This is a genomic window from Yersinia intermedia (assembly GCF_900635455.1).
Taxonomy (GTDB): domain Bacteria; phylum Pseudomonadota; class Gammaproteobacteria; order Enterobacterales; family Enterobacteriaceae; genus Yersinia; species Yersinia intermedia.
In genome coordinates this window covers 964,385-991,063 of record NZ_LR134116.1, presented here as the reverse complement: position 1 = coordinate 991,063, position 26,679 = coordinate 964,385, and the positions used below count along the sequence as shown (strand labels likewise).

The following is a 26,679-nucleotide window of genomic DNA, read 5'->3' as shown; positions in this document are numbered from 1 at the left end:
CCGCGACTTAGCGCTAAACTACTTGCCCTCAGCCATCTCTTTTACTTCTGAACGGTTAATTTGTAGCTCGGTGCCGTTGGCATCGGTGTAACTTATCATCCCAGTGTCATCATCTACTTTAGGTTTACCATCAGCAACGATAGTGCGACCATCATTAGTATGCATAACATAGTTGCTTGAACAGGCAGCTAAGGTAAAAGTGAGCATCAGTGCAGAAATTACGGCAACTGTCTTTTTCATGGGTGACTCCTTGCAGATTAAAATGCTGAAAAACTCATTTCCATTACCAGACAAATGGTTATGTCCGTTACTATTCAGCATAACCCTCTTATGACATATTTCCACCGAACCAGGTCATTAGCGGACGAATTATGAACAAAACGAGCCAAAATGAGACAGTTCCGAAGTAACCCAAAAAATGAGAATAACGGTATGAAGGCTTTTAATCCCACGGATTTTCGTCAGGAATTCCCGGCTATTAGTGATGAAATAACCTATCTGGACAGTGCGGCAACGGCTCTGAAGCCCCACGCGATGATTGAGGCGACACAACAGTTTTATCAGCAAGACTCCGCAACAGTGCACCGCAGCCAACATCAATCAGCATTGTCATTGACAGTTCGTTTTGAAGAAACCCGCCAACAAGTAGCCGACTTTATCAATGCGCCAACGGCAGACAATATTATTTGGACCAGAGGCACTACCGAAGCCATTAATTTGGTCGCACAAAGTTATGCCCGCCCTCGCCTGCAAACAGGGGATGAAATTATTGTCAGTGAAGCTGAACATCATGCCAACTTAATCCCCTGGCTTATGGTTGCAGAGCAGACAGGGGCCAGAGTGGTTAAATTGCCCATTGGGGCTGATCATCTACCCGACCTACAGCAATTACCGTATTTGCTTAATGATAAAACGCGCATATTGGCGCTGGGGCAGATGTCTAACATCACGGGTGGTAGTCCTGACTTAGCTGAGGCAATCGAACTTGCCCATCAATATAACTGCGTAGTGATGGTGGATGGTGCACAGGGTGTCGTGCATAACCCGGCAGACGTTCAAGCGCTAGATATTGATTTTTATGCTTTCTCAGCCCACAAGCTCTATGGACCGACCGGCATAGGCGTGCTGTACGGGAAGTCTGAATTACTCGATAAGATGCCCGCCTGGCAGGGCGGTGGTAAAATGCTCACTCATGCATCCTTTGATGGATTTACGTCTCATGAGGTGCCATACCGCTTTGAAGCCGGTACGCCGAATATTGCTGGTGTCATTGGTTTCTCTGCCGTTCTTAGTTGGCTCGAACATATTGATCTGGCAGAAGCAGAAGCCTATAGCCAAAATTTAGCGACATTGGCAGAGAATAAGCTGGCTAAATTACCGGGTTTTCGCAGCTTCCGTTGCCAGCAATCCAGTTTATTGGCATTTACGTTCGATGGTGTGCACCATAGCGATTTAGTGACGTTATTGGCCGAACAAGGCATCGCACTACGTGCCGGGCAACATTGCGCACAACCACTCATGGCCGCATTAGGGGTGAAGGGCAGCCTGCGCGCATCATTTGCACCTTACAATACCGAGAACGATGTTGATATATTGTGTAGCGCGATAGCTAAGGCTCTGGAACTATTGCAAGATTAGGGACTAACAAATGATAATTTCGCCCAATTACTGCCGGTCTAATTGAGAAGATGATGATTGCCCCACACCCTTTTGGTCACGATATTACCGCCACTAACCTGCTGGAGACATTCAGCGTTCATAAACAGTGGGAAGATCGTTATCGTCAGTTGATTTTGCTGGCAAAACAGCTCCCGTCATTACCGGAACCACTAAAACAGAATGAACTGGAGCTAACAGGATGTGAAAATCGAGTTTGGCTGGGGCATCAGCGCCTGCCAGATGGCAGTTTACACTTTTATGGTGACAGTGAAGGCCGCATTGTTCGTGGGTTACTGGCCGTTATTCTGACTGCGGTGGAAGGTAAAACCCCACAACAGGTATTAGCAGAAGACCCATTGGCGCTGTTTGAGCAGTTAGGGCTACGCCAGCAGCTAAGCACCTCACGCGCCAGTGGTTTACAGGCGCTGGCGCAAGGCGTGAAAGCTATCGCAGCCCAATATGTAGCGTAAGCGTTATTTCGCCTGACGGGCAGCTTTCGCCATCATTTTCTTCAATGCATGGGACACCGCGACAAAACCAAATGTAGCGGTAACCATGGTTGCCGAGCCAAAGCCTGAAGTACAATCCATTTTTTTTGGCCCTTCTGCCGTACTGCGCGAGGCACAGACCGATCCATCAACCTGCGGATAAACCAATGGTTCGCTGGAAAAAACACAGTCAATCCCCAGCTTACCTTTACTGTTTTTCACCACATTAAAATCACTTTTCAACCTTTCACGTAACTTGGCCGCCAGCGGATCCTGAATGGTTTTTGCCAGATCAACGACCTCAATACGTGTTGGATCGATCTGCCCACCTGCACCACCGGTGGTGACGACGGGGATTTTATAGCGGCGACAATAGGACAGTAGTGCAGCCTTAGGGCGCACACTATCAATTGCATCAATGACATAGCTGAAATTGTTATTTAAAAGCTCCGCAACATTATCCGCAGTAATAAAATCATCAATACACGTCACGCGACATTCAGGATTGATAGCCAAAATACGTTCCGCCATCACTTCCGTTTTAGCTTGCCCGACCTTGTGCCGTAAGGCATGGATCTGGCGATTGGTATTGGTAACACAAACATCATCCATATCAATCAACGTAATCGCACCGATACCAGTGCGTGCCAGCGCTTCCGCCGCCCATGAGCCGACACCGCCGATACCAATGACACAGACATGAGCCTGCGAAAACAGTTCCAACGCCTGTTGGCCATATAGACGTGCTATGCCACCAAACCGCTGTTGGTAAGCTTCGGAAAAGGCTGTGTTCATCAATGTATTACCTTAATTGCTTCGAAATGACGTTAATAATATCGATTATATGAAGACAAAAGCGGCCAATTGGCCGCCTGATAAAGAGTGAAACCTAGCGTATACCGGCAATTGCAGGTAATAAGGAAGATTACTGACCCTTATTACTCACCAATAATGATGAACCATTACCGGCTGACGCTACTGTTTTATTACCTTGATAAGCGGTAACCAGCGGCCCGCTACTTTGGGCATTTTTCAGTACCCAAACCCGACCATAATGATTGTAGAACCCAGCAGCCTGCCCAGCTTCATGGCCAATGCCCTGATAGATATCAAAATGCTGACCTTTAATTGCACCACCAACATCCAATGCCACCATCAAGCGCATCTGATATTGACCGGTGAATTTCCCCTGATTATCCAGCAAAGGCACTTCAGCTAATAATGTGGTGCCTGGTGGAATCAAGGAACGATCAGACGCAACTGACGCTTTGGCAATCAAGGGAACCGCACTGGCCCCTTTCACTGGCGCGTACATTTCTGGTTTAAAGAACACAAAGGACGGATTCTGCTCAAAAAGCTCTCTGACCTCAGCTTCACTATGAGTTTCAGCCCAGTGGCGGATGGCTTGCATCGACATGTCTGCTTTCGCTACTTCACCACGATCAATCAGCACTTTGCCAATACTGCGGTAAGCATGACCATTCTTACCTGCATAGCCGAAGAAGGTCAGTGGTCGCCCATCGCCATAATCAACATAGCCGCTGCCCTGCACTTCCATCATAAAGTTATCTACCAGCGAGTTGGTATAGGCGATAACTAAATTACGGTTATCCAATGCTCCTGCATATATAGCAGCGCGATCAGGTAAACGGCGCTTTCCTTTAGCAGGCATCCGATAAAGTGGGTGGCGGAATTCACCTTGTGGCGTATAGCGGGCCTGGAGCACTGGAGTGTAGTAGCCCGTAAATTGTACGTTACCGAAATTATCTACGCCTTCCATCTGATAGGCATTCAAACCAAACAAACTTAACTTACTGGTATCGGCCCCTGCCAACATCCAGTTTTCTACCGCATTGAATGTATTACTATTGCGGTTATAGAGACCCGGTGAGGATTGATTAATCACTTTCACCTGATCAGAGAAATCTTTTGCGTTAACTGGCTTACCTGTCGCGTTTGGTTCATTCACCAGTTCCAGTGATTGCTCCAGACGCCCATCCTTATATTGCTGCCCACGATCGGTTGGCCGCGATTGGCACCCCGCCAGAACAGCGATCATTATTCCACTTAGTAGGTATTTGCCCCAACGACTTGTCATTTCACGCCTTCTCTTACTCATTTTATCTACCCGCGAACGATAACAAACGCCTATAGATAAAGGAATCAGCAGGTGGAAAAAAATCCCCTGCCCCGTTATGGGGAAAAAGAAAACAGATAGTTGATAAATTAATCGAAAAAACCTATTTACCCTAATTAAGTGGCAAAACTACTTGCAACAGATCTCATCCAGAGTATAGTGCGCTCAATCGGACGCGGGGTGGAGCAGCCTGGTAGCTCGTCGGGCTCATAACCCGAAGGTCGTCGGTTCAAATCCGGCCCCCGCAACCAACCGATACTGTCTACCAGCAGTATCAAATGTCGTTCGATAGTCTTGAAAGTTAAGACGAATTAAGTAAGAATAGCAGTTGGAAGTAAATAAAGAGTGTAGTGACGGACGCGGGGTGGAGCAGCCTGGTAGCTCGTCGGGCTCATAACCCGAAGGTCGTCGGTTCAAATCCGGCCCCCGCAACCAATTACACTGTTAAGTAATAAAAAGCAATAGTAAGATAGAAAATAGAATTAAGACGGACGCGGGGTGGAGCAGCCTGGTAGCTCGTCGGGCTCATAACCCGAAGGTCGTCGGTTCAAATCCGGCCCCCGCAACCAATTCTTAATCATTTTCATATCAACATCAGACACCCTTAAGGGTGTTTTTTTGTTTCTACCGTTCAATAAAAAATGGCCTTGAGCAAGGGCTATACTGCCCCCGCCCCTATCTATACCACGCCCAATTACAACCGTGCCATCGCTCCACCATTAGCAAAATATGCTTTGATGCCAGCAAAAATAGATTCTGCAACTTGCTGCTGAAAATGGCTGGTACGTAACTTGCGCTCCTCTTCCAGATTACTGATAAACGCGGTTTCAACCAGAATTGAAGGAATATCCGGTGCTTTCAATACGGCGAACCCCGCCTGATCGACACGGTTCTTATGCAGCTTATTAACTTTCCCCATACGATTCAGCACTTCTTTGCCAAACTTCAGGCTGTCATTGATTGTCGCCGTTTGTAGCAAATCAATCATGGTATGGTCCAGATAGCGATCACCACTCTTGCTGACACCACCAATCTGGTCGGCCTCATTCTGTGTCTGGGCCAGGAAACGCGCGGCGGTACTGGTTGCACCCTTGGTTGATAGCGCAAAAACTGAGGAACCTCTGGCTGCCTGACTGGTAAATGCATCCGCATGAATTGAAATAAATAAATCTGCTCGCAATTTACGGGCCTTCGCCACCCGTACTTTCAATGGGATAAAGACATCTTCATTACGGGTCATAAATACCCGCATATTGGATTCTTTCTGAATCAACGCCCGTAACCGACGGGCAATTTGTAGCACGATGTCTTTTTCACGGGTTTTATTTCGACCAATAGCACCGGGATCTTCCCCGCCATGACCCGGGTCCAGCATGATAACTATCGGCCTATCACGCCCTGCTTTACCTGCTTTTGGTGTCTCTGCGGGTAAATTACGCTCCACGTCGCCTTTATTATAATCTTCCAATAATGCCAATAATGGGTCGTCCTCAGCGGAGGTGCTGCCTTGAGTGGGATATAAATCCACCACTAAACGATTTCGAAATTCAGCAAAGGGCTTTAGAGTAAATAACTGGGGGCTGATGCTCTGCTTCAGCTCCAAAACCAACCGGACAGTATTTTTATCAAACTGCCCTACTCGGACCTGCTTCAGATAAGGATCACCAGACTGAACCTGATTAGTTATCTGTTTCAGGACGCTATTTAAATGGACACCTTCAATATCAACCACAATACGATCAGGATTGGTAAGGGCGAATTGGCGATACTTCAGCGGAGTATTGGACTCCAACGTGACCCGGGTATAGGTTGACGAGGGCCAAACCCGGACTGCAATAATTTGTGAGGAAGCAGCAAATCCAACTCGGCTGACACTCAGCATCCAGGCACTAGCAGCACCTTGCAAGAGACGGCGACGCCCAGGATTATGATTTGAATCTGCCATGTAACTCCAAAGTAACTACCAAAATATGAATAAAAAACGCACAAAAAAAATTATGTGCAAAAACTTTAACGAATCAATCCCACGCTGTCATTAGAAAAACATTTTTTATGTTATTCAATTTATTAATACAGATACACCATAGATATGCATTTGATAGTGATTTGGTGCTTGCCATCTTGGTCAAAAAAGAATAAAAATACAAAAATATCGAATAAAAATTCAAAGAGGGTCTGCCGTGAAGGAACGTAGTACTGAACTGGTCCAGGGATTTCGCCACTCAGTTCCCTATATCAACGCGCACCGTGGCAAGACATTCGTTGTCATGTTGGGTGGCGAGGCGATTGAGCATGAGAACTTCGCTAATATCGTTAACGATATAGGTTTGTTGCATAGCCTCGGGATCAGGTTGGTCGTGGTATACGGTGCGCGCCCACAGATCGACAGCAATTTGGCACAGCATCATTACGAACCTATTTATCACAAACATACCAGGGTAACGGATGCTCGAACGCTGGAAATGGTGAAGCAAGCGGCTGGCCTATTGCAGTTGGATATCACTGCAAGATTATCAATGAGTCTCAATAATACCCCGTTACAAGGTGCGCATATTAATGTAGTCAGTGGCAACTTCATTATTGCTCAGCCGCTGGGTGTGGATGATGGTGTGGATTATTGTCATAGCGGGCGTATTCGTCGTATCGATGAAGAGGCAATTCACCGTCAATTAGATAATGGCGCAATCGTGTTATTAGGCCCGGTTGCAGTATCGGTGACCGGTGAGAGTTTTAACCTCACGTCTGAAGAAGTTGCCACACAGTTAGCTATCAAATTAAAAGCAGAAAAGATGATCGGTTTCTGCTCATCCCAAGGGGTGACTGACAGTGAAGGTAATATTATCTCTGAGCTGTTCCCGAATGATGCTCAAAAACGAATTGAAGATCTGGAACAAGAGGGTGATTACAACTCCGGTACAGTGCGTTTTCTGCGTGGCGCGGTGAAAGCTTGCCGCAGCGGTGTACGCCGGAGCCATTTACTGAGCTATCAGGAGGATGGCGCACTGGTACAAGAGCTATTCTCCCGTGATGGTATCGGTACCCAGATCGTTATGGAAAGTGCTGAGCAAGTGCGCCGCGCTACCATCAATGATATTGGTGGCATACTTGAATTGATTCGCCCACTGGAACAGCAAGGCATTCTGGTGCGTCGTTCACGGGAACAGCTTGAAATGGAAATCGACAAGTTCACGATTATTGAACGGGATAATTTGACGATTGCCTGTGCAGCGCTCTATCCGTTTCCTGAAGAACAAATAGGTGAGATGGCCTGCGTGGCGGTACATCCTGATTATCGCAGTTCTTCACGGGGGGAAATGCTACTAAAGCGCGTTGCTGACCAAGCTCGGCAGATGGGGCTTAAAAAGCTGTTTGTACTGACTACACGCAGTATTCACTGGTTCCAAGAGCGCGGTTTTACACCTGCCGAAGTAGAGGTTTTACCGATTCAGAAGCAGGAACTGTATAACTATCAACGGCGCTCAAAGATCCTGCTGGCTGATTTGTAGCTGTACCGACTGTCGCTGTATGTATTGATTGTAGATATTGAGCCTAATTATCTATCAGAACTTATTTAATTTATTCCCCACATAATGAGCATTACAGGGAGGTCGCAAGCCGCGGCCCCCTTGCCAGACCAATTAATGGTCTGCATAACTCACTCTTTGTGGCGCCACGCAGCAAGCGTAAACTCATGTCAACGCATTCAAACGATCCACTAACCCACTCAGACGAAGTGTCGGTGTGCGTATCGCATTGCTTAACACCGTATCGCTGCAATACAGTGTTAAACGCTGGCGGGCGCGGGTTATCGCGGTATAAACCAATTCACGCGTTAATACCGGCATAAAGGTATTTGGTAATACCAGTGCGGTATGTTCAAACTCTGATCCTTGAGACTTATGAACAGTCATGGCATAAGCCGTTTCATGACTGGGAAGACGGCTGGGTTGTACCGATTTTATGTTGCCATCCGGTAACTGGAAATGCACCCGTAGTTCTCCCTCGCCGTCATATAAAGCAATGCCAATATCACCATTGAAGAGGCCTAACGCACTGTCATTAAGCCCGATCATCACTGGCCGACCGGCATACCAACGCCCAGTTGGGCCTGGGGCTCGCTCAATTAACCTCTTGTGATGCAACAATTGTTCAATCCGCTCATTCAATCCACTGACACCAAATGGCCCACTTCGCAATGCACATAACAATTGATAACGACCAAATGCTGCCAGCACATCCGCAGCATGGGCACCTGTGGCTGCCAATTGGAGATAATGCTGATAGCCCGCAACGCAATCCTCCAGCAACCGTTGGTAGTCATCCGAATCAGTTAGAGAAAAATGTTCAACATCTGAATATGCACCCTTAAATACTGATAATGCATCCCGATACTTACCTGCATTAACCGCTAAAGCGAGCTGACCGATGCCCGATTTCTCATCAAACCGATAGCTCTTACGCAATAAACACAGGCTATCACGTACATTGACCGTATCCGTCGGTACTGCTCCAATCGGTATATTTCCGGCCAATGTGCATCCTGTCAGCCGCGCTAACTGTTCTGCACGGGCCTTGCTATAACCCAACTCAGCAAAGCGGCATATATCCCCCAATACCGCCCCGGCCTCAACCGAAGCCAATTGATCTCGGTCCCCGAGGAAAATGACTTGAGCTTTAGCGGGCAAAGCGGCAATTAGCCGCGCCATCATGGGTAAATCCACCATCGACGCTTCATCTACCACCAGCACATCAAGATTTAATGGATTACCTCGGTGATAACGCAAACGTTGACTGTTTGGTTGAGCGCCTAACAAACGATGCAGAGTGGATGCTTGATCGGGCAATAACTTGCGCTCGGCGTCTGTAAGTGTGAGCTGGCGGATGGCATTCCCCAATGACTCAGTCAGCCGCGCAGCAGCTTTACCGGTTGGGGCGGCAAGCTGGATACGTAAACGTTGCCCTGGGCTAAGCTGTATCAGCGCAGTTAATAGCTTGGCTACTGTGGTGGTTTTCCCTGTTCCCGGCCCACCGGAAATCACCGAGATACGGCGAGTAGCAGCAACTGCGGCGGCCACTTTCTGCCAGTCAATCTCCGTGCCTGACCGACCAAATAGGCGGTCCAGTGTCTCTGTTAACAGGTTTTCGTTAACGTCCCTGGCTTCATTAACGAATAAAGCGGTATTGTCACTGGCAATAAACCGCACCACATCCCCCTCGTACTGCCACATCCGTTGAAGATACAATCGTTCATTTTGCAAAACCAACGGCGTTGGCAATGAGCCATCACTGACCGCCGGAGAATTATTTAATACTTGTATCCAACGCGACAGATCTGGAGCACCAGCAGCCTGCCATAATGTTTGAGATAATCCAGCCTGCCGCCCACCAAACAGTTGTTCTGGTTGCAGATAGCTCAATGGCAGACACACATGCCCGGCTCCCGCTTCGGCACTGAGAATAGCCGCTGCCAATTGCAGCATGGGGCCATCATCCCCTGCAATCATGCGAGAAAATTGAACATCCAGAGGGCGTAGTAAGTGGTCACGAACCGCTTGGTCCAGTAGAGCCATCATCTTGATGAATCCTCATCTGCCTGAGCAGTACCACTTTCGTGACCTGAAAGTAGAACAACCTCATTGCCACTGAATAAACAATCCATTCCTTCAATCAGCCCCAGTTCAGGACGACAACTAAATATGCCGTTACCTGGATGTTGTTTATCGACACCACGCAAGAAGAGATAAATGACACCACCGAAGTCACGTTGATAGTCATAATTGCCTAAACGATGACGTAAATAGCGATGTAAAGCCAAGGTATATAGCTGATATTGCAGATCATAACGATGCTCAGCCATCGCTTGAGCCATCAATTGTGCGGTATAAGCGCTGCTGTCTTCCCCTAGCCAATTAGATTTGTAATCTAGTAAGTAATATTTACCCTGCCAGCAGAATACCAAGTCAATAAAGCCCTTAAGCATCCCTCTGACTTGCTGAAAATCTAGCACCGGGCACTGGCGTGAGAGCGGGTCATAATGCTTGATTAAGGCATCTAATTGATTAGCGCGTAGCAAGGTATCGATTGGCAAATAAAACTGTAGTTCCGCCTGCTTGCTATCCGGCGTCAATCCCGCCAAGGTTACGCCCGTATCATTAAGGGGGACATGCATAATGTCACTTAGCCATTGATACAACATTGGCGACCATTGCTCGCCAAAACCCTGTTGCTGCAATTGCTCCGCTAGCCAGTCCGGTTCAATAGGTTGGCTAAAATCTAATGGCTCAAGTAAATCATGCAGAAAAGTCCCCGGTGCGGCCCCTCTGGGGAAGGTATGGGGCGTTAAATCGGCTGCGGCGATGGGTGCTTGTTCACCGACGGCATCACTATCTAACCGTGGTAATAGCTCCTGTAAAGGGATATTCAGAGCCTGCGATTTAGAACCATGCTGCTGTAGGCCGGAATAACTGGTAACCCGCCAAAAGTCATGCATTTGTCGGTTAAACTGACGTGCGGCGAGTTCTGGCAAAATTTCAGGCCGAGGCTGCCAAGCTGTAGCATCAGGACGTTCCGCCAGTAAGACCGCAATGTCACCGCCAGAAGAAGCGGTTAGCTCGGCCAACTTATCAGCCAAATATTGCGCGTCGCCAGCTTGTCCATGTTGAACCAAATAACCTAAAGCGCTAAGGTGCATGTCGCTTTCGCCCTGTTTTTTCCGCCCGCCTTTAATCAGTGGTGCAATACCGATACTGCAATGATAAACCGCACGGGTTAGAGCAACGTAGAGTAACCGTAAGTCTTCTGCCAACCGCTCTTCTTCCGCCAAAGACTGGCTCTCTTCATCAGCATTCAGATCAAGCAGAGCCTCAAAGCTATGACGATCGTGATATAGCACGTCCTGCTGCTGACGGAAATTACCGACAAAAGGGAGCCAAACCAACGGATATTCCAACCCTTTTGATTTATGAATTGTAATCACCTGAACCAAATGGCGATCACTTTCCAAACGCAATTGCTGGTTATCCGACTGATGATTTGGTTGCGCTATTTGTTGTGCCAGCCAACGGATTAGTGCGTGCTCACTATCAAGTTGTGATGCAGCCTCTTGTAGTAGCTCCCCCAAATGCAGCAAATCTGTCAACCGGCGTTCTCCACCAGGGGTCGCCAGCAAGTTTTCAGCTAAATGGCGCTGTGCCATAATTTCCCGCAGCATAGGAAGCACACCACGGCGCTGCCAATGTTGACGATAACCATCGAATTCATCGACCAGCGTATCCCAGGCGCGCTCATCGTGATTCAATGCATCCAACATCTGTGCATCCAATCCCAGCATCCCAGTTGCCATCGCACTGCGTAAGGCTCTCTCCTGCTCTGGGGCCAGCACAGCCTGCAATAACCACAATAGATCTTTGGCTTCCGCCGTATCAAACACACTGTCGCGATTGGACAAGTAAACCGATGGGATAGCCAGAGCACTCAGTGCATCGCGGACCAAAGCAGCCTCTGCCCGGCTACGAACCAAAATAGTAATATCAGATGCCTGAACCGGTCTGGAGCCTGCCGTTGTCACTAACTGCGCCAACCCCTTCTGCCCATCCACCAGCCAGTCACGGATTTGACTGGCGCACTGCCGGGCCATCAATTGTTGGTATTCACTAACCCCAACCCCCTCCCCCGGTTGCAGCCAAAAAGAGATAGCTGGCTGCTTTTTCCCTTTAATTTCAAAAGATAGACGGCTATTTTTTTCAGCAGCCGCCACCTTGATAAAGGGGATTTGTTCAAACAGAAAAGGAACTTCAACCGAACTAAAAAGCCTGTTTACTGATTGAACCATCGGGAAAGAGGAGCGCCAATTAGTCTCTAGCGTATAGTGGGCACTTACTTCTGAGCGAGCGCGAATATAGGTAAAAATATCTGCACCACGGAAGGCATAAATAGCCTGTTTAGGGTCACCAATCAGTAATAAACCACACTCACTTTGGTTACCATAAAGCGTGTGGAAAATACGGTATTGCTGGGGATCGGTATCCTGAAACTCATCAATCATTGCTACTGGATAACGGGTGCGAATAGATTGAGCTAACAACTCGCCACCTGGCTGCTGTAATGCTGCATCCAATTTACTGAGCAAGTCATCAAAGCCCAATTCCGCCCGCTGCCGTTTCTCCTGCTGGACAGATGTTCGTATTTCGCTAATTGCGCGAGCTAAAATCAGATCTCTTAGCGTCAAAGGTTGTTCGAAGATACTGTCTATTGCACTGAACACCGAGTGTTGTGGGGCCGCACCTTTTTTGGTTTTCTCAAATAGTATCGATTGGCGAAACTTTTCCAACTCTTTAGGCAACTGATAATCGCCGGTCTCCTGCACTGCCCATATCCCAACCTTTTCTAGCCAGTTAGGTAAATATCGGCTGCTGTAGCTACGCTTATCAACGCCTGATGCGCTAATCAACGCTTCCAACTCATGAGCCACCGCACGCCACTGCGCTTTGACAGCATCAATTTGCACAACTATTTGCTGATGCCGACTGAGTATCGTTTCATCATCACCAGGCGCTTGCCGAAATTTTGGTGTTTCCCCCTGCAAATAAGTGGAAAGGTCTTTGAGCAATGCCTCAGGCCCACTCCATTCCTGGCTGACTGCGCGTGCCACAGCCAACGGGAGCGGATAGCAGTGACGCCGCCAAAAATCGGCACAGGCCTGTCTGCGTAAGGGCTGTTCATCCTGAAGCAATGTTTGTTCAAACAAAATGCCAGATTCAAAAGCATTATTAGACAGCATTCTCTGACAAAAGCCGTGAATGGTATAAATTGCAGCTTCATCCATCTGACGCTCAGCAGCAAGTAGCTGTGCTGCGGCCTCGTTCAGATCACCAATTTCGGCTAATAAAGCCTTATGCATTAGGTCATCGCTGACTCCCCGCACGCAAGCAATACGCAACCCATGGATATTGTCGCGAATTCGCCCTCTCAACTCTTCAGTTGCGGCCTCAGTAAAGGTCACCACCAGGATTTCGTCTACCATTAGCGGGCGACTAAACGCGGCGCGCGCGCCTAAACCAAGCAGCAATCGCAGATAAAGAACCCCAATGGTAAATGTCTTACCAGTACCGGCAGAGGCTTCGATCAGCCTCTCACCGTATAAAGGGAGCGTCAGCGGCTCTAGCCGCTGGGGAGTCATTGATGTCATGGAACCAGTACCTTCTGCGGCAGGGTCGCCTGCAAGGCAGATGTTGTCGGATAGGTCGTCCATCCTTTAGGCACCGCATACCCACCCGCCGTTTGCCCCTGACCTTTAACTTGAGAAAGCAGAGCCAGACCTTGCGGTTTAATCACTGCTTGCTGGAAGAAATCAGCTAATGCAGTGCTGTTAAGTTGCTTCACATGAGCAATCATTTTCTCGCGGCTATCAAACGCAAAATTATTACGATTGAAATCATTACTGTAACGGCTAGTCTCTTCCTCCAAGGTCTGTGGTCGTTGCAGTAACTGGTTAATTAACCCTTGTTTATATTGTTCAAAATCAGCAGGTTTCATTTCACGCAGGCGTTTTTCAGCCTGCGGATAGAAAGCAAGATAGCGTTGATACAGGTAATCAGGTTGTTTGCTGTTACTTTGCAACAAGAACCCCAGCCCCCACTGGCGACCAACCGACATCGGGAAGGCAAATACCGCATAACCGAGTTGTTCTTCGGTTCGTAGCTGATCATAGAACCACGGTTGAACAATTTGCCCCAGCAAAGCACTGTGCGCCATACCGTCAATTTCTGTATAGCCGGTGGGAACATAGACTGCTGCCAGTGCAGCATCAGAACTGCTGCCAAGCCGTTCCATATTGGCCAGTTGAGCCTTCTCAACAACAACATCTTCGCCGGTCCACCAAGTGGTACCCGTTGAAGCCAACTGTTTTTTCAACGATTCTGCCAGTTCGGTAACCTGCTGAGCCGTCATATTACCCACCGCCAATACTTTCAGCGCGGATTGTTTCAGCAAGCTATCACGATAAGTCAGCACATCTTGCACGTTGATAGTATCAAGCAATTTGCGCCGTTCATTGCGTTCGGAATAAGGAACCTGAGACAACAGTTTAGCTGGCTGAATTGCCAGTTCATAAGCTTTGCCTTTCTCGGCCACGTCCAACTGCTCGCGATACCAAGATTTAGCCTGCACTAATTGATCTTCTGTTGGTGTGAAGCTGGAGTAACCTTCAACCAGCGTGGTTAGCAATTGCGGCATCCGCTGTGTGAAACCATTAGCACTGACATACAAACCGTTGTTAGGCGCGGTTGAGAAACTGATCCCGCCGATCGAGGCTTGGTAACTCAGCTCATCAAGTGAAAGACCTGCCAGATAATCAGTCAGGGCAAAGAGCACCTGATGGCGGGCGGTATCCAACGCATGTGGATTGCGAAAAGCAAGCGTGATATCGGCTTTCGGTTCATCAGCAAAATACTGACTTGGCATGTAAAACACCCGTAACCCCGGTTGTTCCGCGACATTCTGTGGCCGGATGATATTTTTATCAGCTTTGATCAGAGTAAAGTTATCTGGGATGTAGGGGTTAAGTGCCGGTAGATTCAGGGTGATATTCTCCCCAAGTTGTTGCCAGTCTTTCATCTCTTGTGGGCTAATTTTATTGACCTGATAAGGAGCATCAACAAAATAGGCTACTTTATTGTGAGGTTCTTCAGGGCTGACAAACCAGATCCGCGCATTCTCTGGCGTCATTTCAGCCAACCGGGCAGCAATAGCCTTGGGATCATAATGATCCGCCAGATAGGGCGCATCAAGTACATGTGCGACAGGTACTCGCAACATCATATCCACCAGCCACTCGATGTAATCCATATCCCGCGTGATTGAGGGATAACGGAAATCCAGATTCAAAACATGGGCTATCTCGTCGAAATAACTCTGTTTAATGCCATCTTTTTGCAACATTTTGATGTAATCAAAGATAGCGGCTACCACCACATCACGTTTGGCCAGACCTTTATCCGTGAGTGATACCGAAATAGAGAATACCCCTCCATTGCGATCTACCATTGGATCGGCACCGGCATTAATAGCATCTGCCAGCCCCTGTTTTTGTAGCCAGTCGGACAACGTATCTTTACTGCGATTACCCATCAAATAGCTAACATAGGTATCTGTTTTGCTGCGAAATTCCGCACTATTATTCTCAATACGGAAGTCTATTTTTAACTGTTTACGAGGTTGGGCTGGAACATAATGAATAATAATACCGGTTTGGTCCGGTGTTACAGCAGGTACCGTAATTGGAGGAACTTTTGCCTCCCGATTCGGAATCCGGCCAAAGGTATCAGCCGCTAACTGTGCTAATTGATCCAGAGGCTGATTACTATACAGCACCCCCACCATCAAATTGGCTGAGTAGTAACGATGATAAAAGCTCAGTAGCTCATCATGTAATTTGCCATCAGGCTTGTCTTTGAGCGTATCAAGATTACCGCCCGAGAACCGCGCACTAGGGTGAGCAGGATTAAGCGTTTCGGCATTAACTTGCGCCATGCGCATCCCATCACGCGAGCGGGCCATCGTCAATTCAGCATTGACCGCATTACGTTCACGATCAGCATTGATAGGGTCTAATAAAGGTTCTGCAATAGCATCGGCTAAACGCTCAACGGCCGGTACCAATGCATCATTTTCAATTTCAAGATAAAAGGCGGTTCGATAAGAAGCAGTGCTAGCATTATGACTACCGCCATGCTTTTTCAGAAACTCAGAAAAACTGCCTGGTTCTGGGAAACGTTTAGAACCCATCAATAACATGTGTTCCAGATAATGAGCTAAACCCAACTGGTTATTAGGATCTTCCAATGACCCGACAGGCAACGCCAATGCCGCCAAGGATTTAGGTGCTTGCGCATCAGAAACTAGCAACACGGTCATACCATTAGGCAGCTTTATTGCCTGATATTTACGCAGATCATGTTCACTTTTGTGAATAGCTTCTGCCAGTGGTTGCCATGCAGGCGCTGCGGCCCAACTCAGAGGTGCCAGCAAACCTAATAAGAAAAATATACCCATGATGCGGGCAAACTGTTTATGCATTCCTTTTCTCCCCTAACCCCTTCAAAATTACCGCTCAAAGCCGCAGCCAACTTTCTGGTATTGACAAGCCTGGCGAGCCATTAGCAGTTCTCACGCCTTATTATGGCGGGCAATCGGTAATAAATAACATTCCGTTTCATGTATTATCTTGTCGAGATGTGGATTATCCATCAGGCAGAACACCCTTTGCACATAGCTATCCTCACCTTCACCAGCAACTCGCTGATCACCTTGCCAAACTTGTAAAAGTTTCATTCGGGCTTTAGTTTGTGTTTCTTCATCCCACAAAATCTGACCTGACTCGCGTTCAAAGCAGTTACTCAGCCATGCCCAACCGCTTTTACTTAGCAGTAGCAGCGGTTCACACATTCCTTGCTGATACCCACTGACTAACTGTTGTAAATAGTGATGAGCTTCATCACGGCCCAAAGAATCATAGCGCCATGCTGTTCCTTTGCGGCCATACATCCGGCTTTGCCCCTTACCTCCGCCAGCACAATAGACCAAATGTTCAATCCATAATAAAAGCCCGTCTACCGCCGTCAATGCCGCAGGACGCCAACGAATTAATCCATCTTCCTGAACCTGATGAATCCACCCCGTAAGGGTGATGTCACCCAATTCGATATTTAGCTCAATGCTATGATACTCAAGGCGCTCGCTACGAATCTGTTCAGCTAATGGCACCATTTCCTCTTGCTGGCTTTCCCAATACAGCTCACCGAAGGATCCATAAGGCAGGGTGCCGGCCGCTCGGGCTCGGGCGAACACGCTATTGATATCACCCTCATCTATCAATGCATTTAGTAACTGAGTATTAAACTGATAGCGATTGAGGTTATCTAAAGTAAATGGCTCTTCATCAGGTAATTCTGTTTCTTCAATAACAAAATTCACTCCTAGCCGGAGCTGGAAGAATGCTCTCACTGGATGACGGTAGAAACGAATTAACTCATCCAGTGTAATTTCAGATAAGGGTTCAGGCGATAATGGCTGATTAAACTCTGGATGCGGTCGCCCTTTGGACTCAGCAGAGGGTAGCCATTCAGCAGCGTAACTTTGTAACTCGCTATGTTGAATAAAATTTTCAGCCGCAAATGGCATCCGCGCATGCCAGCAGAGTAAGTGCTGAATCACCCGCTGGGCGCTCTCATCAGCATTGAGCATTTCATCCCCCGGTAAGTGATAGCTTTGTGAGATATATTCAATCAGTTCACTGACCAGCACTGATGGATAACGCTTACTGTTATCCTGGATAGAGCGCCCGATATAGCTGATATAGAGCTGTTGCTGAGCCGAAAGTAGCGCTTCGAGGAACAGATAGCGGTCATCGTCACGGCGGCTGCGGTCGCCACGGCGAACCTGTTTTGCCATCAAATCAAATCCCAACGGCGGCAGTGTTCGTGGGTAAACACCATCGTTCATCCCCAATAAGCAAACAACTTTAAATGGGATAGAGCGCATAGGCATTAGAGTACAAAAGTTGATTGGCCCGGCAAGGAAACGCTGACTGATGCGCTCATTATCCAAGCGCGAAGCCAGTTCATCCCGTAACAGATTAAGTGGCACCACATCGGGGTATTGGGCTGCAATACCGTAGCTGATAACCTTCTGCCACTGTTGTTCAATCAGCACCAACACCGCTTCAGTGTCATTATCGGGTTCGAAGAAGGTATCCAATAATTGGCGGCACAAGGGTAACCATTCGCTGAGTGCTCTTGGTTCACTTAATTGCTGCCGCCATTGGCTTAGTTGCATCAACATATCGGCCAATTGCCCAGCGAGTTCCGCTGCTAAACCACTCGACTCATCATACGGTAGCACCCCCCGCCAATCGCCGGCGGTGCTATCCATGGCATAACCCAGCAACATGCGGGTTATGCCAAAGTGCCAGGTATGCTGACCCGTTGCGGGTAAAGATAGCTCCCGCACATTGTCATCATCCAACCCCCAGCGAATACCTGATTCCCCCACCCATTGCCGTAAGCGGCGCAATCCATCTTCAGTAATACCAAACTTGCTGGCTAAAGCAGGGACCTCCAACAAGGCCAATACTTGTTCAGAGGTGAAACGGCTCTGGGGTAAATCAAGTAAAGTGATAAAAGCCTGTAGCGCCGGATGGGCTTGACTGGCTTTACGGTCAGAAATCGCAAATGGCAGATAGCGCTCTCCAGTCGCATTACCAAATGTGGCCTGAATATAAGGGGTGTAACTGTCAATATCGGCAACCATCACAATGACATCGCGTGGAGTAAGTTCAGGGTTGGTTGAGAATAAATTCAATAGGTTATCTTGCAAAACCTCAACTTCCCGTTGAGGACTATGGCAAACATGCAGGCTGAGAGATCTATCCCTGATATCTAATCGACGCTTTTGGTCGCTATGAGCTAAGGATTCCGCAGTGGTACCAATAATTGCGTGGTCCTCCAGCTCCAACATATCGTGCTGAATACCATGTAATAGATTATCAGGGTCAATATCGACAAAAGCATGGACCTCTTGAATATCATCAACCTGAGATAATAAATACATATGATCCCGCCCGAGCCGCCCCCACGAGGCTAATAGCGGGTTACTGAGTTCTTGTTCACCATTCGCATTAAAGAGCTGTTTAGCCTGCTCTGGGTGGCGGAACAAATTTACTTCTATTGATTCGCGATAATGTCTACGTTTGCGGCTTTGTAATTTAGCCAAAAAAGCATAATCCTGAATGTCGCCCCAAAAATAGCGGCAAGGATTCGTAAACATCAGATGAATATCAATATGTTTACCCAGCGCTTGCAGGGCTTGTAAATAGATAGGGGGTAATGCCGATATGCCGCAAATAAATACCCGCTTGGGCAAGCCTGCGGGACAGGAATCCGATTCAAGTAGTGTGCGGATAAACCGCTGATAGAGATTGGCACGGTGCCATTCGGGTTGTTCCAATTGGCGGGTATAGTTCGTCAGTTCCACCCACAACGTGGCTTGCCACTGCTGAGCATCGTCCAGATTGTCAATGAGTTGGCCTCGCTCCCAACTGGCAAGCCATTCAGGTCGATACACTAAATACTGGTCGAAAAGGTCAGCAACCCGAGCTGCAAGCTGATGGATTTTGCGCTTATCATTATCGTCACTTAAATAGCGTTTCATGGGAGAAAATACCGGGCTTTCCAGTAAATCTGGCAGCAACCACATAAGTTTCCATGTCATGGCATCTTTGCTGAATGCGCTTTCTTTTGGGATCCCGGGTAAAACACGGGTAAACATGTCCCAGATAAAGGTTGCGGGCAGCGGAAACTCAATATTTGCTGCAATGCTAAATTGTTGTGCCAATTGCATTTGTAACCATTGTGCCATCCCAGGGCTTTGAACTAACACAACTTCTTGCTGGAAAGGGTTATCCAACGGCTCTCGTTCTATCAGCGCAGTCGTTAGCGCTTTGAGTAAATCTAATTGATTAGAATGATAAACCGTGAACATGATGACTCCCTTAAGGCACTATGGAAAATAGCCATAAATGATTAAACCAACTTATTATCACTTGTGGGTAAATCCTGAGGCTTAATACTCTAACTTGATAATGAGTGAGCGCAATAGGTTATCTCTATTATAAGACCGATATAGCTGCTCATCCGTATCCCTCGGCTGTACATCAATCAAGATCCTCTTGTTTACAGCCTCAGCAGTGTCGAATTTATGGGGATAACTATACTGTTACCCGCTTCCATTCGTAGAGCAAAACCAACGGGCTAACTTTGCAGGTTGGTTTTCCCGTACCGCGAGGGTGAAACGAAGCTCGGCACACTCCCCTTCAGTTCGGCCAATGGACTGACGATATAACCAGTTCGGTTTCATTCCTGATATAAATGGCCTATCAGGTCTATCTTCCCCTGCGCTGTCGATGTGTTGATGAAGCACAGACCAAGCCTGACGCTGTTGCCATAAAGAAGAGAAACCCTGTAAAAGAGCCTGATGGTATTGCAACACACCCAATAACGAAACGGAGAAAAACAGTGCCGCAATTAAGGCTTCAGGCAGGCTAAACCCTTGTTGGTTACGAGGATGGCATTGGTCGCCCCGTTTCATCAACAGGTGCCTATTGCCGTATTTTAGTAATTGCAAAACTGTACATCCTTATCAGGGCAGAAATCCAACCAGCCACGAGCGGCCTTAACCAGTTGATAGTGACCCAAATACCCTTTGCCAGTATTCAGCATGACGCGTTGATAAAGTATCAAGGGTGGTCGAGCACCGAGGGGATCGCTCTCTCCTCTGAGAATAAAAAAACCACTTAGTGATGCCGGTTTAACACAGGCTTTTAAGCCATATTGCTGCTGAATGCAATACCATGTCGAACCAGCCCGCCATGGCAAACTGAATGACCAATTCTGACTTATCCCCCAGTTCAGTGATGACGTTGCCTGATTAAAAGCACGTAAATAGTGCTGTTCTTCAGATGTAATTTGTTGAATATTATCCAATTGACGATGTAGTGCTGACAGCAGAAATAAACCAAGAGCGAAAAGTGTAGCAACGGCTGCCAATGTGCTGGCCCCCCGTTGATGATTCAGCGTTAAATGATTCAGCTTCATAGATTGTTCCTGCGTATCGTATAAGTAAGCTGATGATGAATGACCGGGTTACCTGTTTTTTGCCCCGCTAGTTGCACCCGATAAACCTGATTTGATGTTTGCTGAGGTAATTGGCTAATAGAGAAATGGGTTATCGTGATCTCTCGTGGGTCAAGCAGCTTTTCCCACCCTCTGCCAGAGCAATTCAGTTCACCACGTTGGCCCTCTAATGCTTTATTACGCAGGCGGTAACCAAAGTATTCGGATTCCTGATGTTTCTCCCCTTCCCATCGGCCATTTCGATTAAGATCGTAAGCAACTATCAGACACGAATTTGTCGCTTCTGCGGGATAATGATGGGTTGTAACCGCTGTTCCCTGGCACTCGCCATGGCAAAATCCCGCACGCCGCAGATCTTTTTCCAGCACAGCCATAACCTGACTAAGCGCTAGCTCCAGATAATAGTGCTGTTGCAAAATTGATATTTGTTTGCGTAGCTTGGGGAAAACCTCTGTGGCACCAAGCATAATCAAACTACCAATACTCAATGCCAGCATCATTTCCGGTAACGTAAAACCTGTTATACATTTCAGCCCCCAGCGAGCTGACACTGGTGTATTTCTGAGCATTATTGGCATATATGAATGCCTGATATTGGCTGGCCCTCACTGCATAGCCTTAAGCGCCCTCTACTGGAAATAACTAACCGGATAGACCCTGCCGGGTTACTGAGCATGATATTTCCTGCTTGTGCCGTATTCCTCACACCAAAAAACCCCATTTCTTTTTGCAATGAAGTCGCGATAGCGACATCAGGGTAAGGTGGAATAAACACGCTGTCGGTGAGTGCTGAACAGGGGGTAGCAGGTTTATCACCACTTCCCAGACAGCCCTGCCCGTTCTGCTGTATCCACAACAATTCTGTGTTGTTGCGGCGATTAGCCTGTGCCTGTAAGTGTGTTAAGAAAGCAAGTAACTGACGGGCACTGTCTGCGAGCCTTTCCCGTTGCCGGTAATGGTGCCAATTTTGCGCCCCCCAAAGTGATGTTATACCGACTAACACAATCACCAGTAGCAACTCGATAAGGCTGATACCTTTTTGTTTTTTAAGAGAATACTCGCGTATAAAGGCAGTTCTCTTTAATCTTATATTGGTGTCCATGCAGCAAGTTTACGTATCTGTAGATTGGGGTCGATAGGTTAGTGACAAGAGCTGGAAGAAGTACGCAAAACTTTATTTGCGGATACATAAATGCAAAATTCGATGCGGCACTGCTCGCATTTTTATTGCAGGGAAGCTGCATGTAGCAAAGAAAAGGATTTGGCAAAATATCCTCAATAGATTTCCAGATGCAGGAAGGTGGCAAAGGAGAGACAAGTTAGTTGGGAACCGATTTGATCAGCAGTGATGCTAGCCGTAAAAGGGCCTCAGGATAAGGTTCATTAACCCCGAAGAGACAACACAATTAGTTGATTAAGATGATAAATCGGCTCGTAGAAGCGAGTTTCAGGGATGGAACAGATGACAAGAGCAGCGCCCCTAAAACTTGAAAGGTGACGGGTATAAAACCGGAGCCATTGCGGCTCCGGCCTAAAGATTAGATAGCAATCGGTGCTTTAATCCCTGGGTGAGGATCGTACCCCTCAATATCAAAATCCTCAAAACGGTAATCAAACAAAGATGCCGGTTTCCGCTTGATAATCAGTTTCGGCAATGCCCGTGGCTCACGGCTTAATTGCAGATTTGTCTGCTCAATATGGTTGCTATACAAGTGTGTATCGCCCCCTGTCCAGACAAAATCACCGACGTCTAACTCACATTGCTGCGCCATCATATGCACCAGTAGAGCATAGCTGGCAATGTTAAATGGCAAGCCGAGGAATACATCACAAGAACGCTGATACAGTTGACAAGAAAGCTTGCCATCTGCCACGTAGAACTGGAAGAAAGCATGGCACGGTGCCAGTGCCATTTGTTCCAGTTCACCCACATTCCATGCTGAAACGATGATACGGCGCGAATCTGGATCCTGCTTAAGCTGTTTTACCACGTTGCTAAGTTGGTCAATCTTACGACCATCCGCAGCCCCCCAAGCCCGCCATTGCTTGCCGTAAACCGGGCCAAGGTCGCCGTTTTCGTCAGCCCACTCATCCCAGATGGAGACATTATTTTCCTTCAGATAGCCAATATTAGTATCGCCATTGAGGAACCATAACAGCTCATGGATGATGGAGCGCAAATGGCAACGCTTAGTGGTTACCAGTGGAAAACCGTCTTGTAAATTGAAACGCATCTGATGCCCGAAAATCGACACAGTCCCGGTACCGGTACGGTCAGCTTTAGGAGTGCCTTCTTCCAGCACTTTTTTCATCAAATCCAGATACTGTTTCATGTTACCTCACGAAAGTTGTTGCGCAGGACGACGATACGCCCAAATCATCATAATGATACCGGCCAGAATCATAGGTACAGAGAGTATCTGCCCCATGCTGATCACGCCATCGAACAAGCCAAGTTGGGCATCTGGCTGGCGGAAACACTCCACAATAATACGGAACGCACCATAACCAATCAGGAACAGACCAGATACACTGCCCATCGGACGCGGCTTACGGATAAACAGGTTCAGGATGATAAATAACACCACCCCTTCAAGAATCATTTCATACAGTTGCGAAGGATGACGCGGCAGTACACCGTATTGATTGAATATCGCCTGCCATTTCGCCGGGTCGGCAGCAACAATGGCGATATCTTCACCACGGGAGGTTGGGAATAACATCGCCCACGGGGTATCGGTAGTCACACGGCCCCACAGCTCACCATTGATAAAATTACCAAGCCGGCCAGCACCTAAACCAAATGGAATAAGAGGAGCAATAAAGTCAGCGACCTGGAAGAAATGGCGTTTAGTACGGCGGGCAAACCACAACATGACGCAGATGACACCAATCAAACCGCCATGGAATGACATACCGCCATCCCATACTTTAAACAGATACAGTGGGTTATCGAGGAACATCGGCAGGTTATAAAACAGCACATAACCGACACGGCCACCGACAAACACCCCGAGGAAACCCGCATACAGCAGGTTTTCGACTTCTTCTTTGGTCCAGCCACTACCCGGTTTATTTGCCCGACGAACCGCCAGCCACATGGCGAAGACAAAGCCCACCAGATACATCAGGCCGTACCAATGAAGGGAAACTGGGCCAATGGAAAAAATGACCGGATCAAATTTAGGAAACGCCAGATAGCTATTGCTCATCTATCACCACGAAATGTCTCATATTTTGAGAAAATTAATGTTCTTGCCCGGTTAGGGCTACAGGTTGCGCATAATAGCATAGGGTTAGGCCTGTCTGGGCAGCGCCAAACAGAAAAGTTCTGTAAACAGCGCAACCCCAGACAGTGAATATTACTCACAAAAAACCAAAACACATTGGAATAGTCGCCAGTGACTGGCACTAACAACGCTATAGCACCCAGGACCAACGGGATAAGCTTACTTCCCGCCGCGGATCAATCCACCTAAGCCCCTGCGTTCCATAAATGCTGCTGTTAAATGACGCACATCCGTGGTCATTTGGGCGCTCAATACTCGTTCGGCCAATGCTGTCGCATCCGCTAAATCGATATTGCGCAGCAGGTATTTAATTCGCGCCACACTACGACCGTTCATACTGAGATTGCGATAACCCAACCCGACCAGCAACAACGCGCCCATCGGGTCACCTGCCATTTCACCACAAAGGCTCACCTGCAAACCCGATAGTGTCGCCTGCGTCAAAATATGGCTGAGTACCTGTAGCATCGCCGGATGCAGGCTGTCATACAGCGATGCAACGCGAGTATTATTGCGATCTACTGCCAGCAAATATTGGGTCAGATCGTTGGTGCCAACTGAGATAAAATCTACCCGCGATTTGAGGTAGGGCAGCATAAAGATCATAGCAGGGACTTCAATCATTACCCCCAATTTAGGCTGTGGCAATTCATAGCCCAAAACTTCCTGAACCTCACGCCCAGCACGATCAATCAGGCGTTTAGCTTCATCGACCTCTTCCAGGCTGGTGATCATTGGCAATAGAATACCCAGATTACCGGTTCCAGCGTTGGCACGCAGCATCGCTCTAACCTGGATCAAGAAGATCTCTGGCTGATCGAGCGTTACACGGATCCCACGCCAACCCAGACACGGGTTTTCTTCGCTGATGGGCATGTAGGGCAACTGTTTATCAGCACCGATATCCAAGGTGCGTAATGTGACGGGTTTGTTAGGATAAAGCTGTAACATGCCTTGATATTGCGCAACTTGTTCCTCTTCCGACGGAAAGCCGCTTTGCAACATAAAAGGGATTTCAGTGCGATATAGACCAACACCATCAACCCGCCCCCCCAGCAATTGTTCATGTTCTGGGCTAAGACCCGCATTCAGCATCACCTGAATCCGCTCACCACTTTTCAGGGCCGCAGGCTGTTCGACATCGTCTTCAGCCAGTTTGCTGAGCTCAATCTCTTCAGTGACCAGCCGCTGATACTCTTTGACCAGTACCGGTTCGGGATCAACCAGCACCTCGCCGCGGTAGCCATCAACAATTAATAGCCGCTGATTCAGCAACGCAGGCTGGATATCTGCACCCATCACCGTTGGAATACCCATGGCGCGCACTAAAATCGCAGCATGCGAGTTAGCAGCACCATCACGCACCACTACCCCCGCCAGACGATCTTGTGGCACCTCGGCTAATAGAGTGGCGGTTAACTCATCGGCAACCAGGATGAAACGCTCAGGCCATTGGCTGGCCCCAGAGGTGCTATCGTCAAGATGGAACAACAAGCGCTGACCTAATGCCCGCAGGTCACTGGCTCGCTCACGCATATAGGTGTCTTGCAGGCTGGCAAATTGGGCTGCGAATTGTTCAACCACTTGTTTCACGGCCCATTCAGCCACTGAACCGGCGTCAATTTGCGCGAAAAGCTCACGCTTTAGGCGGGCATCATTTAACAAGTGCGAATAGAGATCGAAAATTGCCGCACTCTCTTTTTGTGAGCTGGCAGCAAAACGCTTACTAAAGCGGCGGAATTCTGCCGCAGCCTCTTCCAACGCCTGAGTCAGGCGTTCACGCTCCTGAACAGTATCGAGCGTTGAGGCTTCATAAACCAAATCAAGGGATGGTTGCGAGGTATCCTGCCAACCTTCTGCTACTGCCACGCCTGGAGCCGCCGCCAGCGCGCGAATTCGTGTTTGACGATATTGGCCAAAAATCGCATTCAGTTGCGATTGAGATAGGATCCCCGCCAGTTGCGTGGCCAGCGTGACCATGAACGACTCTTCGCTCTCATCAAACTGGCGATGCTCGCGCTGCTGCACCACCAACACGCCAAGCAACTGCCGACGATAAATAATAGGTACCCCGAGAAACGCCCGGAAGCGATCCTCTTTAACTTGTGGTACATATTTAAAACTGGGATGACTCTGAGCATCGGCCAAGTTAATGGGTTCGGCCAACCGCCCCACCAGCCCGACGATACCTTCGTCAAAAGCCAGCGTAATGGTGCGACCACGGGGCTTTTTCAAACCCCGAGTCGCCATCAGGTAGTAACAACGGCGGTCATTGTCTGCCAGATATATCGAGCAGACTTCCGTGTCCATCGCCAGACAGGTTTCATTGACCAACAGCTCTAACGCATCCGCCAGGCTGGTTGCCATCGCCACTTTCTCAACTATTTCTCGCAAACGCATGAGCATGATCGGCTTAA

General features: G+C 48.1%; 18 protein-coding genes and 3 tRNA genes. 6 read left to right on the top strand and 15 right to left on the bottom strand.

What is annotated here, in order from left to right:
• Nucleotides 1-18: 18 nt before the first annotated feature.
• The gene (locus EL015_RS04565) at nt 19-240 is read right to left on the bottom strand and encodes a YgdI/YgdR family lipoprotein (RefSeq protein WP_005185786.1); all 222 of its coding nucleotides are present in this window, start codon (nt 238-240) and stop codon (nt 19-21) included.
• Between the two features lie 192 nt (nt 241-432).
• On the opposite strand from EL015_RS04565, the gene csdA reads away from it, so the two are divergent.
• Both csdA and csdE read left to right on the top strand, forming a co-directional pair.
• Entirely contained in the window at nt 433-1,638 is a 1,206-nt protein-coding gene (gene csdA, locus EL015_RS04560) for a cysteine desulfurase CsdA (RefSeq protein ID WP_005185788.1), read from the top strand.
• A 50-nt stretch (nt 1,639-1,688) separates the two neighbouring features.
• Nucleotides 1,689-2,129: a cysteine desulfurase sulfur acceptor subunit CsdE gene (gene csdE / locus EL015_RS04555; RefSeq protein WP_005185791.1), complete on the top strand. Its 441-nt coding sequence runs from the start codon at nt 1,689-1,691 to the stop codon at nt 2,127-2,129.
• A 3-nt stretch (nt 2,130-2,132) separates the two neighbouring features.
• On the opposite strand, the gene tcdA is transcribed toward csdE, so the two are convergent.
• Nucleotides 2,133-2,942, bottom strand: coding sequence for a tRNA cyclic N6-threonylcarbamoyladenosine(37) synthase TcdA (tcdA, locus tag EL015_RS04550; protein ID WP_005185795.1), 810 nt, complete (start codon nt 2,940-2,942; stop codon nt 2,133-2,135).
• A gap of 130 nt (nt 2,943-3,072) precedes the next feature.
• Nucleotides 3,073-4,245: a murein transglycosylase A gene (gene mltA / locus EL015_RS04545; protein ID WP_032906519.1), complete on the bottom strand. Its 1,173-nt coding sequence runs from the start codon at nt 4,243-4,245 to the stop codon at nt 3,073-3,075.
• 213 nt (nt 4,246-4,458) lie between these two features.
• Here mltA and EL015_RS04540 point away from each other — a divergent pair.
• The 3 genes from EL015_RS04540 (at nt 4,459) to EL015_RS04530 (ending at nt 4,853) form a co-directional block, all read left to right on the top strand.
• Nucleotides 4,459-4,535: transfer RNA gene (locus tag EL015_RS04540), tRNA-Met, on the top strand.
• Nucleotides 4,536-4,642: 107 nt separating this feature from the next.
• A tRNA-Met gene (locus EL015_RS04535) sits at nt 4,643-4,719 on the top strand.
• A gap of 57 nt (nt 4,720-4,776) precedes the next feature.
• Nucleotides 4,777-4,853 (top strand) — tRNA-Met (locus EL015_RS04530).
• 125 nt (nt 4,854-4,978) lie between these two features.
• Here the strand turns inward: EL015_RS04530 and amiC are convergent.
• Complete coding sequence (amiC, locus tag EL015_RS04525) at nt 4,979-6,229, bottom strand: N-acetylmuramoyl-L-alanine amidase AmiC (RefSeq protein WP_005185800.1); 1,251 nt, start codon at nt 6,227-6,229, stop codon at nt 4,979-4,981.
• 235 nt (nt 6,230-6,464) lie between these two features.
• Here amiC and argA point away from each other — a divergent pair, with 235 nt between their 5' ends.
• Nucleotides 6,465-7,790: an amino-acid N-acetyltransferase gene (gene argA, locus EL015_RS04520; RefSeq protein ID WP_032906520.1), complete on the top strand. Its 1,326-nt coding sequence runs from the start codon at nt 6,465-6,467 to the stop codon at nt 7,788-7,790.
• A 183-nt stretch (nt 7,791-7,973) separates the two neighbouring features.
• On the opposite strand, the gene recD is transcribed toward argA, so the two are convergent.
• From recD to ptsP, 11 genes are all read right to left on the bottom strand, one after another.
• Nucleotides 7,974-9,857, bottom strand: a complete 1,884-nt coding sequence (recD, locus tag EL015_RS04515) for an exodeoxyribonuclease V subunit alpha (RefSeq protein ID WP_032906522.1) — start codon at nt 9,855-9,857, stop codon at nt 7,974-7,976.
• The gene (gene recB / locus EL015_RS04510; RefSeq protein ID WP_050413749.1) at nt 9,854-13,471 is read right to left on the bottom strand and encodes an exodeoxyribonuclease V subunit beta; all 3,618 of its coding nucleotides are present in this window, start codon (nt 13,469-13,471) and stop codon (nt 9,854-9,856) included. The genes recD and recB overlap by 4 nt, the downstream gene beginning before the upstream one ends.
• Nucleotides 13,468-16,359: a pitrilysin gene (ptrA, locus tag EL015_RS04505; protein ID WP_005185806.1), complete on the bottom strand. Its 2,892-nt coding sequence runs from the start codon at nt 16,357-16,359 to the stop codon at nt 13,468-13,470. Before ptrA ends, recB begins: the two co-directional genes overlap by 4 nt.
• Before the next feature lie 90 nt (nt 16,360-16,449).
• On the bottom strand, nt 16,450-19,821 hold the full coding sequence (gene recC, locus EL015_RS04500; RefSeq protein WP_005185808.1) for an exodeoxyribonuclease V subunit gamma: 3,372 nt from the start codon (nt 19,819-19,821) through the stop codon (nt 16,450-16,452).
• Between the two features lie 234 nt (nt 19,822-20,055).
• Complete coding sequence (locus EL015_RS04495) at nt 20,056-20,427, bottom strand: prepilin-type N-terminal cleavage/methylation domain-containing protein (protein WP_005185811.1); 372 nt, start codon at nt 20,425-20,427, stop codon at nt 20,056-20,058.
• 23 nt (nt 20,428-20,450) lie between these two features.
• A complete protein-coding gene (locus EL015_RS04490; RefSeq protein ID WP_032906526.1) occupies nt 20,451-20,933 on the bottom strand; it encodes a YgdB family protein in 483 nt (160 codons plus the stop codon).
• Nucleotides 20,930-21,550 carry a prepilin peptidase-dependent protein gene (locus tag EL015_RS04485; protein ID WP_032906527.1) on the bottom strand — a complete coding sequence of 207 codons (621 nt, stop codon included), beginning with the start codon at nt 21,548-21,550 and terminating at the stop codon, nt 20,930-20,932. Before EL015_RS04485 ends, EL015_RS04490 begins: the two co-directional genes overlap by 4 nt.
• Nucleotides 21,541-22,074, bottom strand: a complete 534-nt coding sequence (locus EL015_RS04480; protein ID WP_005185819.1) for a prepilin peptidase-dependent protein — start codon at nt 22,072-22,074, stop codon at nt 21,541-21,543. Before EL015_RS04480 ends, EL015_RS04485 begins: the two co-directional genes overlap by 10 nt.
• Before the next feature lie 436 nt (nt 22,075-22,510).
• Complete coding sequence (thyA, locus tag EL015_RS04475) at nt 22,511-23,305, bottom strand: thymidylate synthase (protein WP_005185822.1); 795 nt, start codon at nt 23,303-23,305, stop codon at nt 22,511-22,513.
• Between the two features lie 6 nt (nt 23,306-23,311).
• Nucleotides 23,312-24,184 carry a prolipoprotein diacylglyceryl transferase gene (gene lgt, locus EL015_RS04470; protein ID WP_005185825.1) on the bottom strand — a complete coding sequence of 291 codons (873 nt, stop codon included), beginning with the start codon at nt 24,182-24,184 and terminating at the stop codon, nt 23,312-23,314.
• 237 nt (nt 24,185-24,421) lie between these two features.
• Nucleotides 24,422-26,668 (bottom strand): phosphoenolpyruvate--protein phosphotransferase, encoded by a 2,247-nt coding sequence (ptsP, locus tag EL015_RS04465; RefSeq protein WP_032906528.1) that lies wholly within the window; start codon nt 26,666-26,668, stop codon nt 24,422-24,424.
• Between the last annotated feature and the right edge of the window lie 11 nt (nt 26,669-26,679).

Bases quoted from the DNA above. Each gene is read 5' to 3' on its own strand.
- csdE (WP_005185791.1), top strand. From the start codon at position 1,689: ATGATGATTGCCCCACACCCTTTTGGTCACGATATTACCGCCACTAAC.
- EL015_RS04485 (WP_032906527.1), bottom strand. From the start codon at position 21,550: ATGCCAATAATGCTCAGAAATACACCAGTGTCAGCTCGCTGGGGGCTG.
- recC (WP_005185808.1), bottom strand. From the start codon at position 19,821: ATGTTCACGGTTTATCATTCTAATCAATTAGATTTACTCAAAGCGCTA.
- ptsP (WP_032906528.1), bottom strand. From the start codon at position 26,668: ATGCTCATGCGTTTGCGAGAAATAGTTGAGAAAGTGGCGATGGCAACC.
- csdA (WP_005185788.1), top strand. From the start codon at position 433: ATGAAGGCTTTTAATCCCACGGATTTTCGTCAGGAATTCCCGGCTATT.
- EL015_RS04565 (WP_005185786.1), bottom strand. From the start codon at position 240: ATGAAAAAGACAGTTGCCGTAATTTCTGCACTGATGCTCACTTTTACC.
- recB (WP_050413749.1), bottom strand. From the start codon at position 13,471: ATGACATCAATGACTCCCCAGCGGCTAGAGCCGCTGACGCTCCCTTTA.
- EL015_RS04490 (WP_032906526.1), bottom strand. From the start codon at position 20,933: ATGAAGCTGAATCATTTAACGCTGAATCATCAACGGGGGGCCAGCACA.
- lgt (WP_005185825.1), bottom strand. From the start codon at position 24,184: ATGAGCAATAGCTATCTGGCGTTTCCTAAATTTGATCCGGTCATTTTT.
- amiC (WP_005185800.1), bottom strand. From the start codon at position 6,229: ATGGCAGATTCAAATCATAATCCTGGGCGTCGCCGTCTCTTGCAAGGT.
- EL015_RS04495 (WP_005185811.1), bottom strand. From the start codon at position 20,427: ATGAAACGGGGCGACCAATGCCATCCTCGTAACCAACAAGGGTTTAGC.
- mltA (WP_032906519.1), bottom strand. From the start codon at position 4,245: ATGACAAGTCGTTGGGGCAAATACCTACTAAGTGGAATAATGATCGCT.
- recD (WP_032906522.1), bottom strand. From the start codon at position 9,857: ATGATGGCTCTACTGGACCAAGCGGTTCGTGACCACTTACTACGCCCT.
- thyA (WP_005185822.1), bottom strand. From the start codon at position 23,305: ATGAAACAGTATCTGGATTTGATGAAAAAAGTGCTGGAAGAAGGCACT.
- tcdA (WP_005185795.1), bottom strand. From the start codon at position 2,942: ATGAACACAGCCTTTTCCGAAGCTTACCAACAGCGGTTTGGTGGCATA.
- EL015_RS04480 (WP_005185819.1), bottom strand. From the start codon at position 22,074: ATGGACACCAATATAAGATTAAAGAGAACTGCCTTTATACGCGAGTAT.
- ptrA (WP_005185806.1), bottom strand. From the start codon at position 16,359: ATGCATAAACAGTTTGCCCGCATCATGGGTATATTTTTCTTATTAGGT.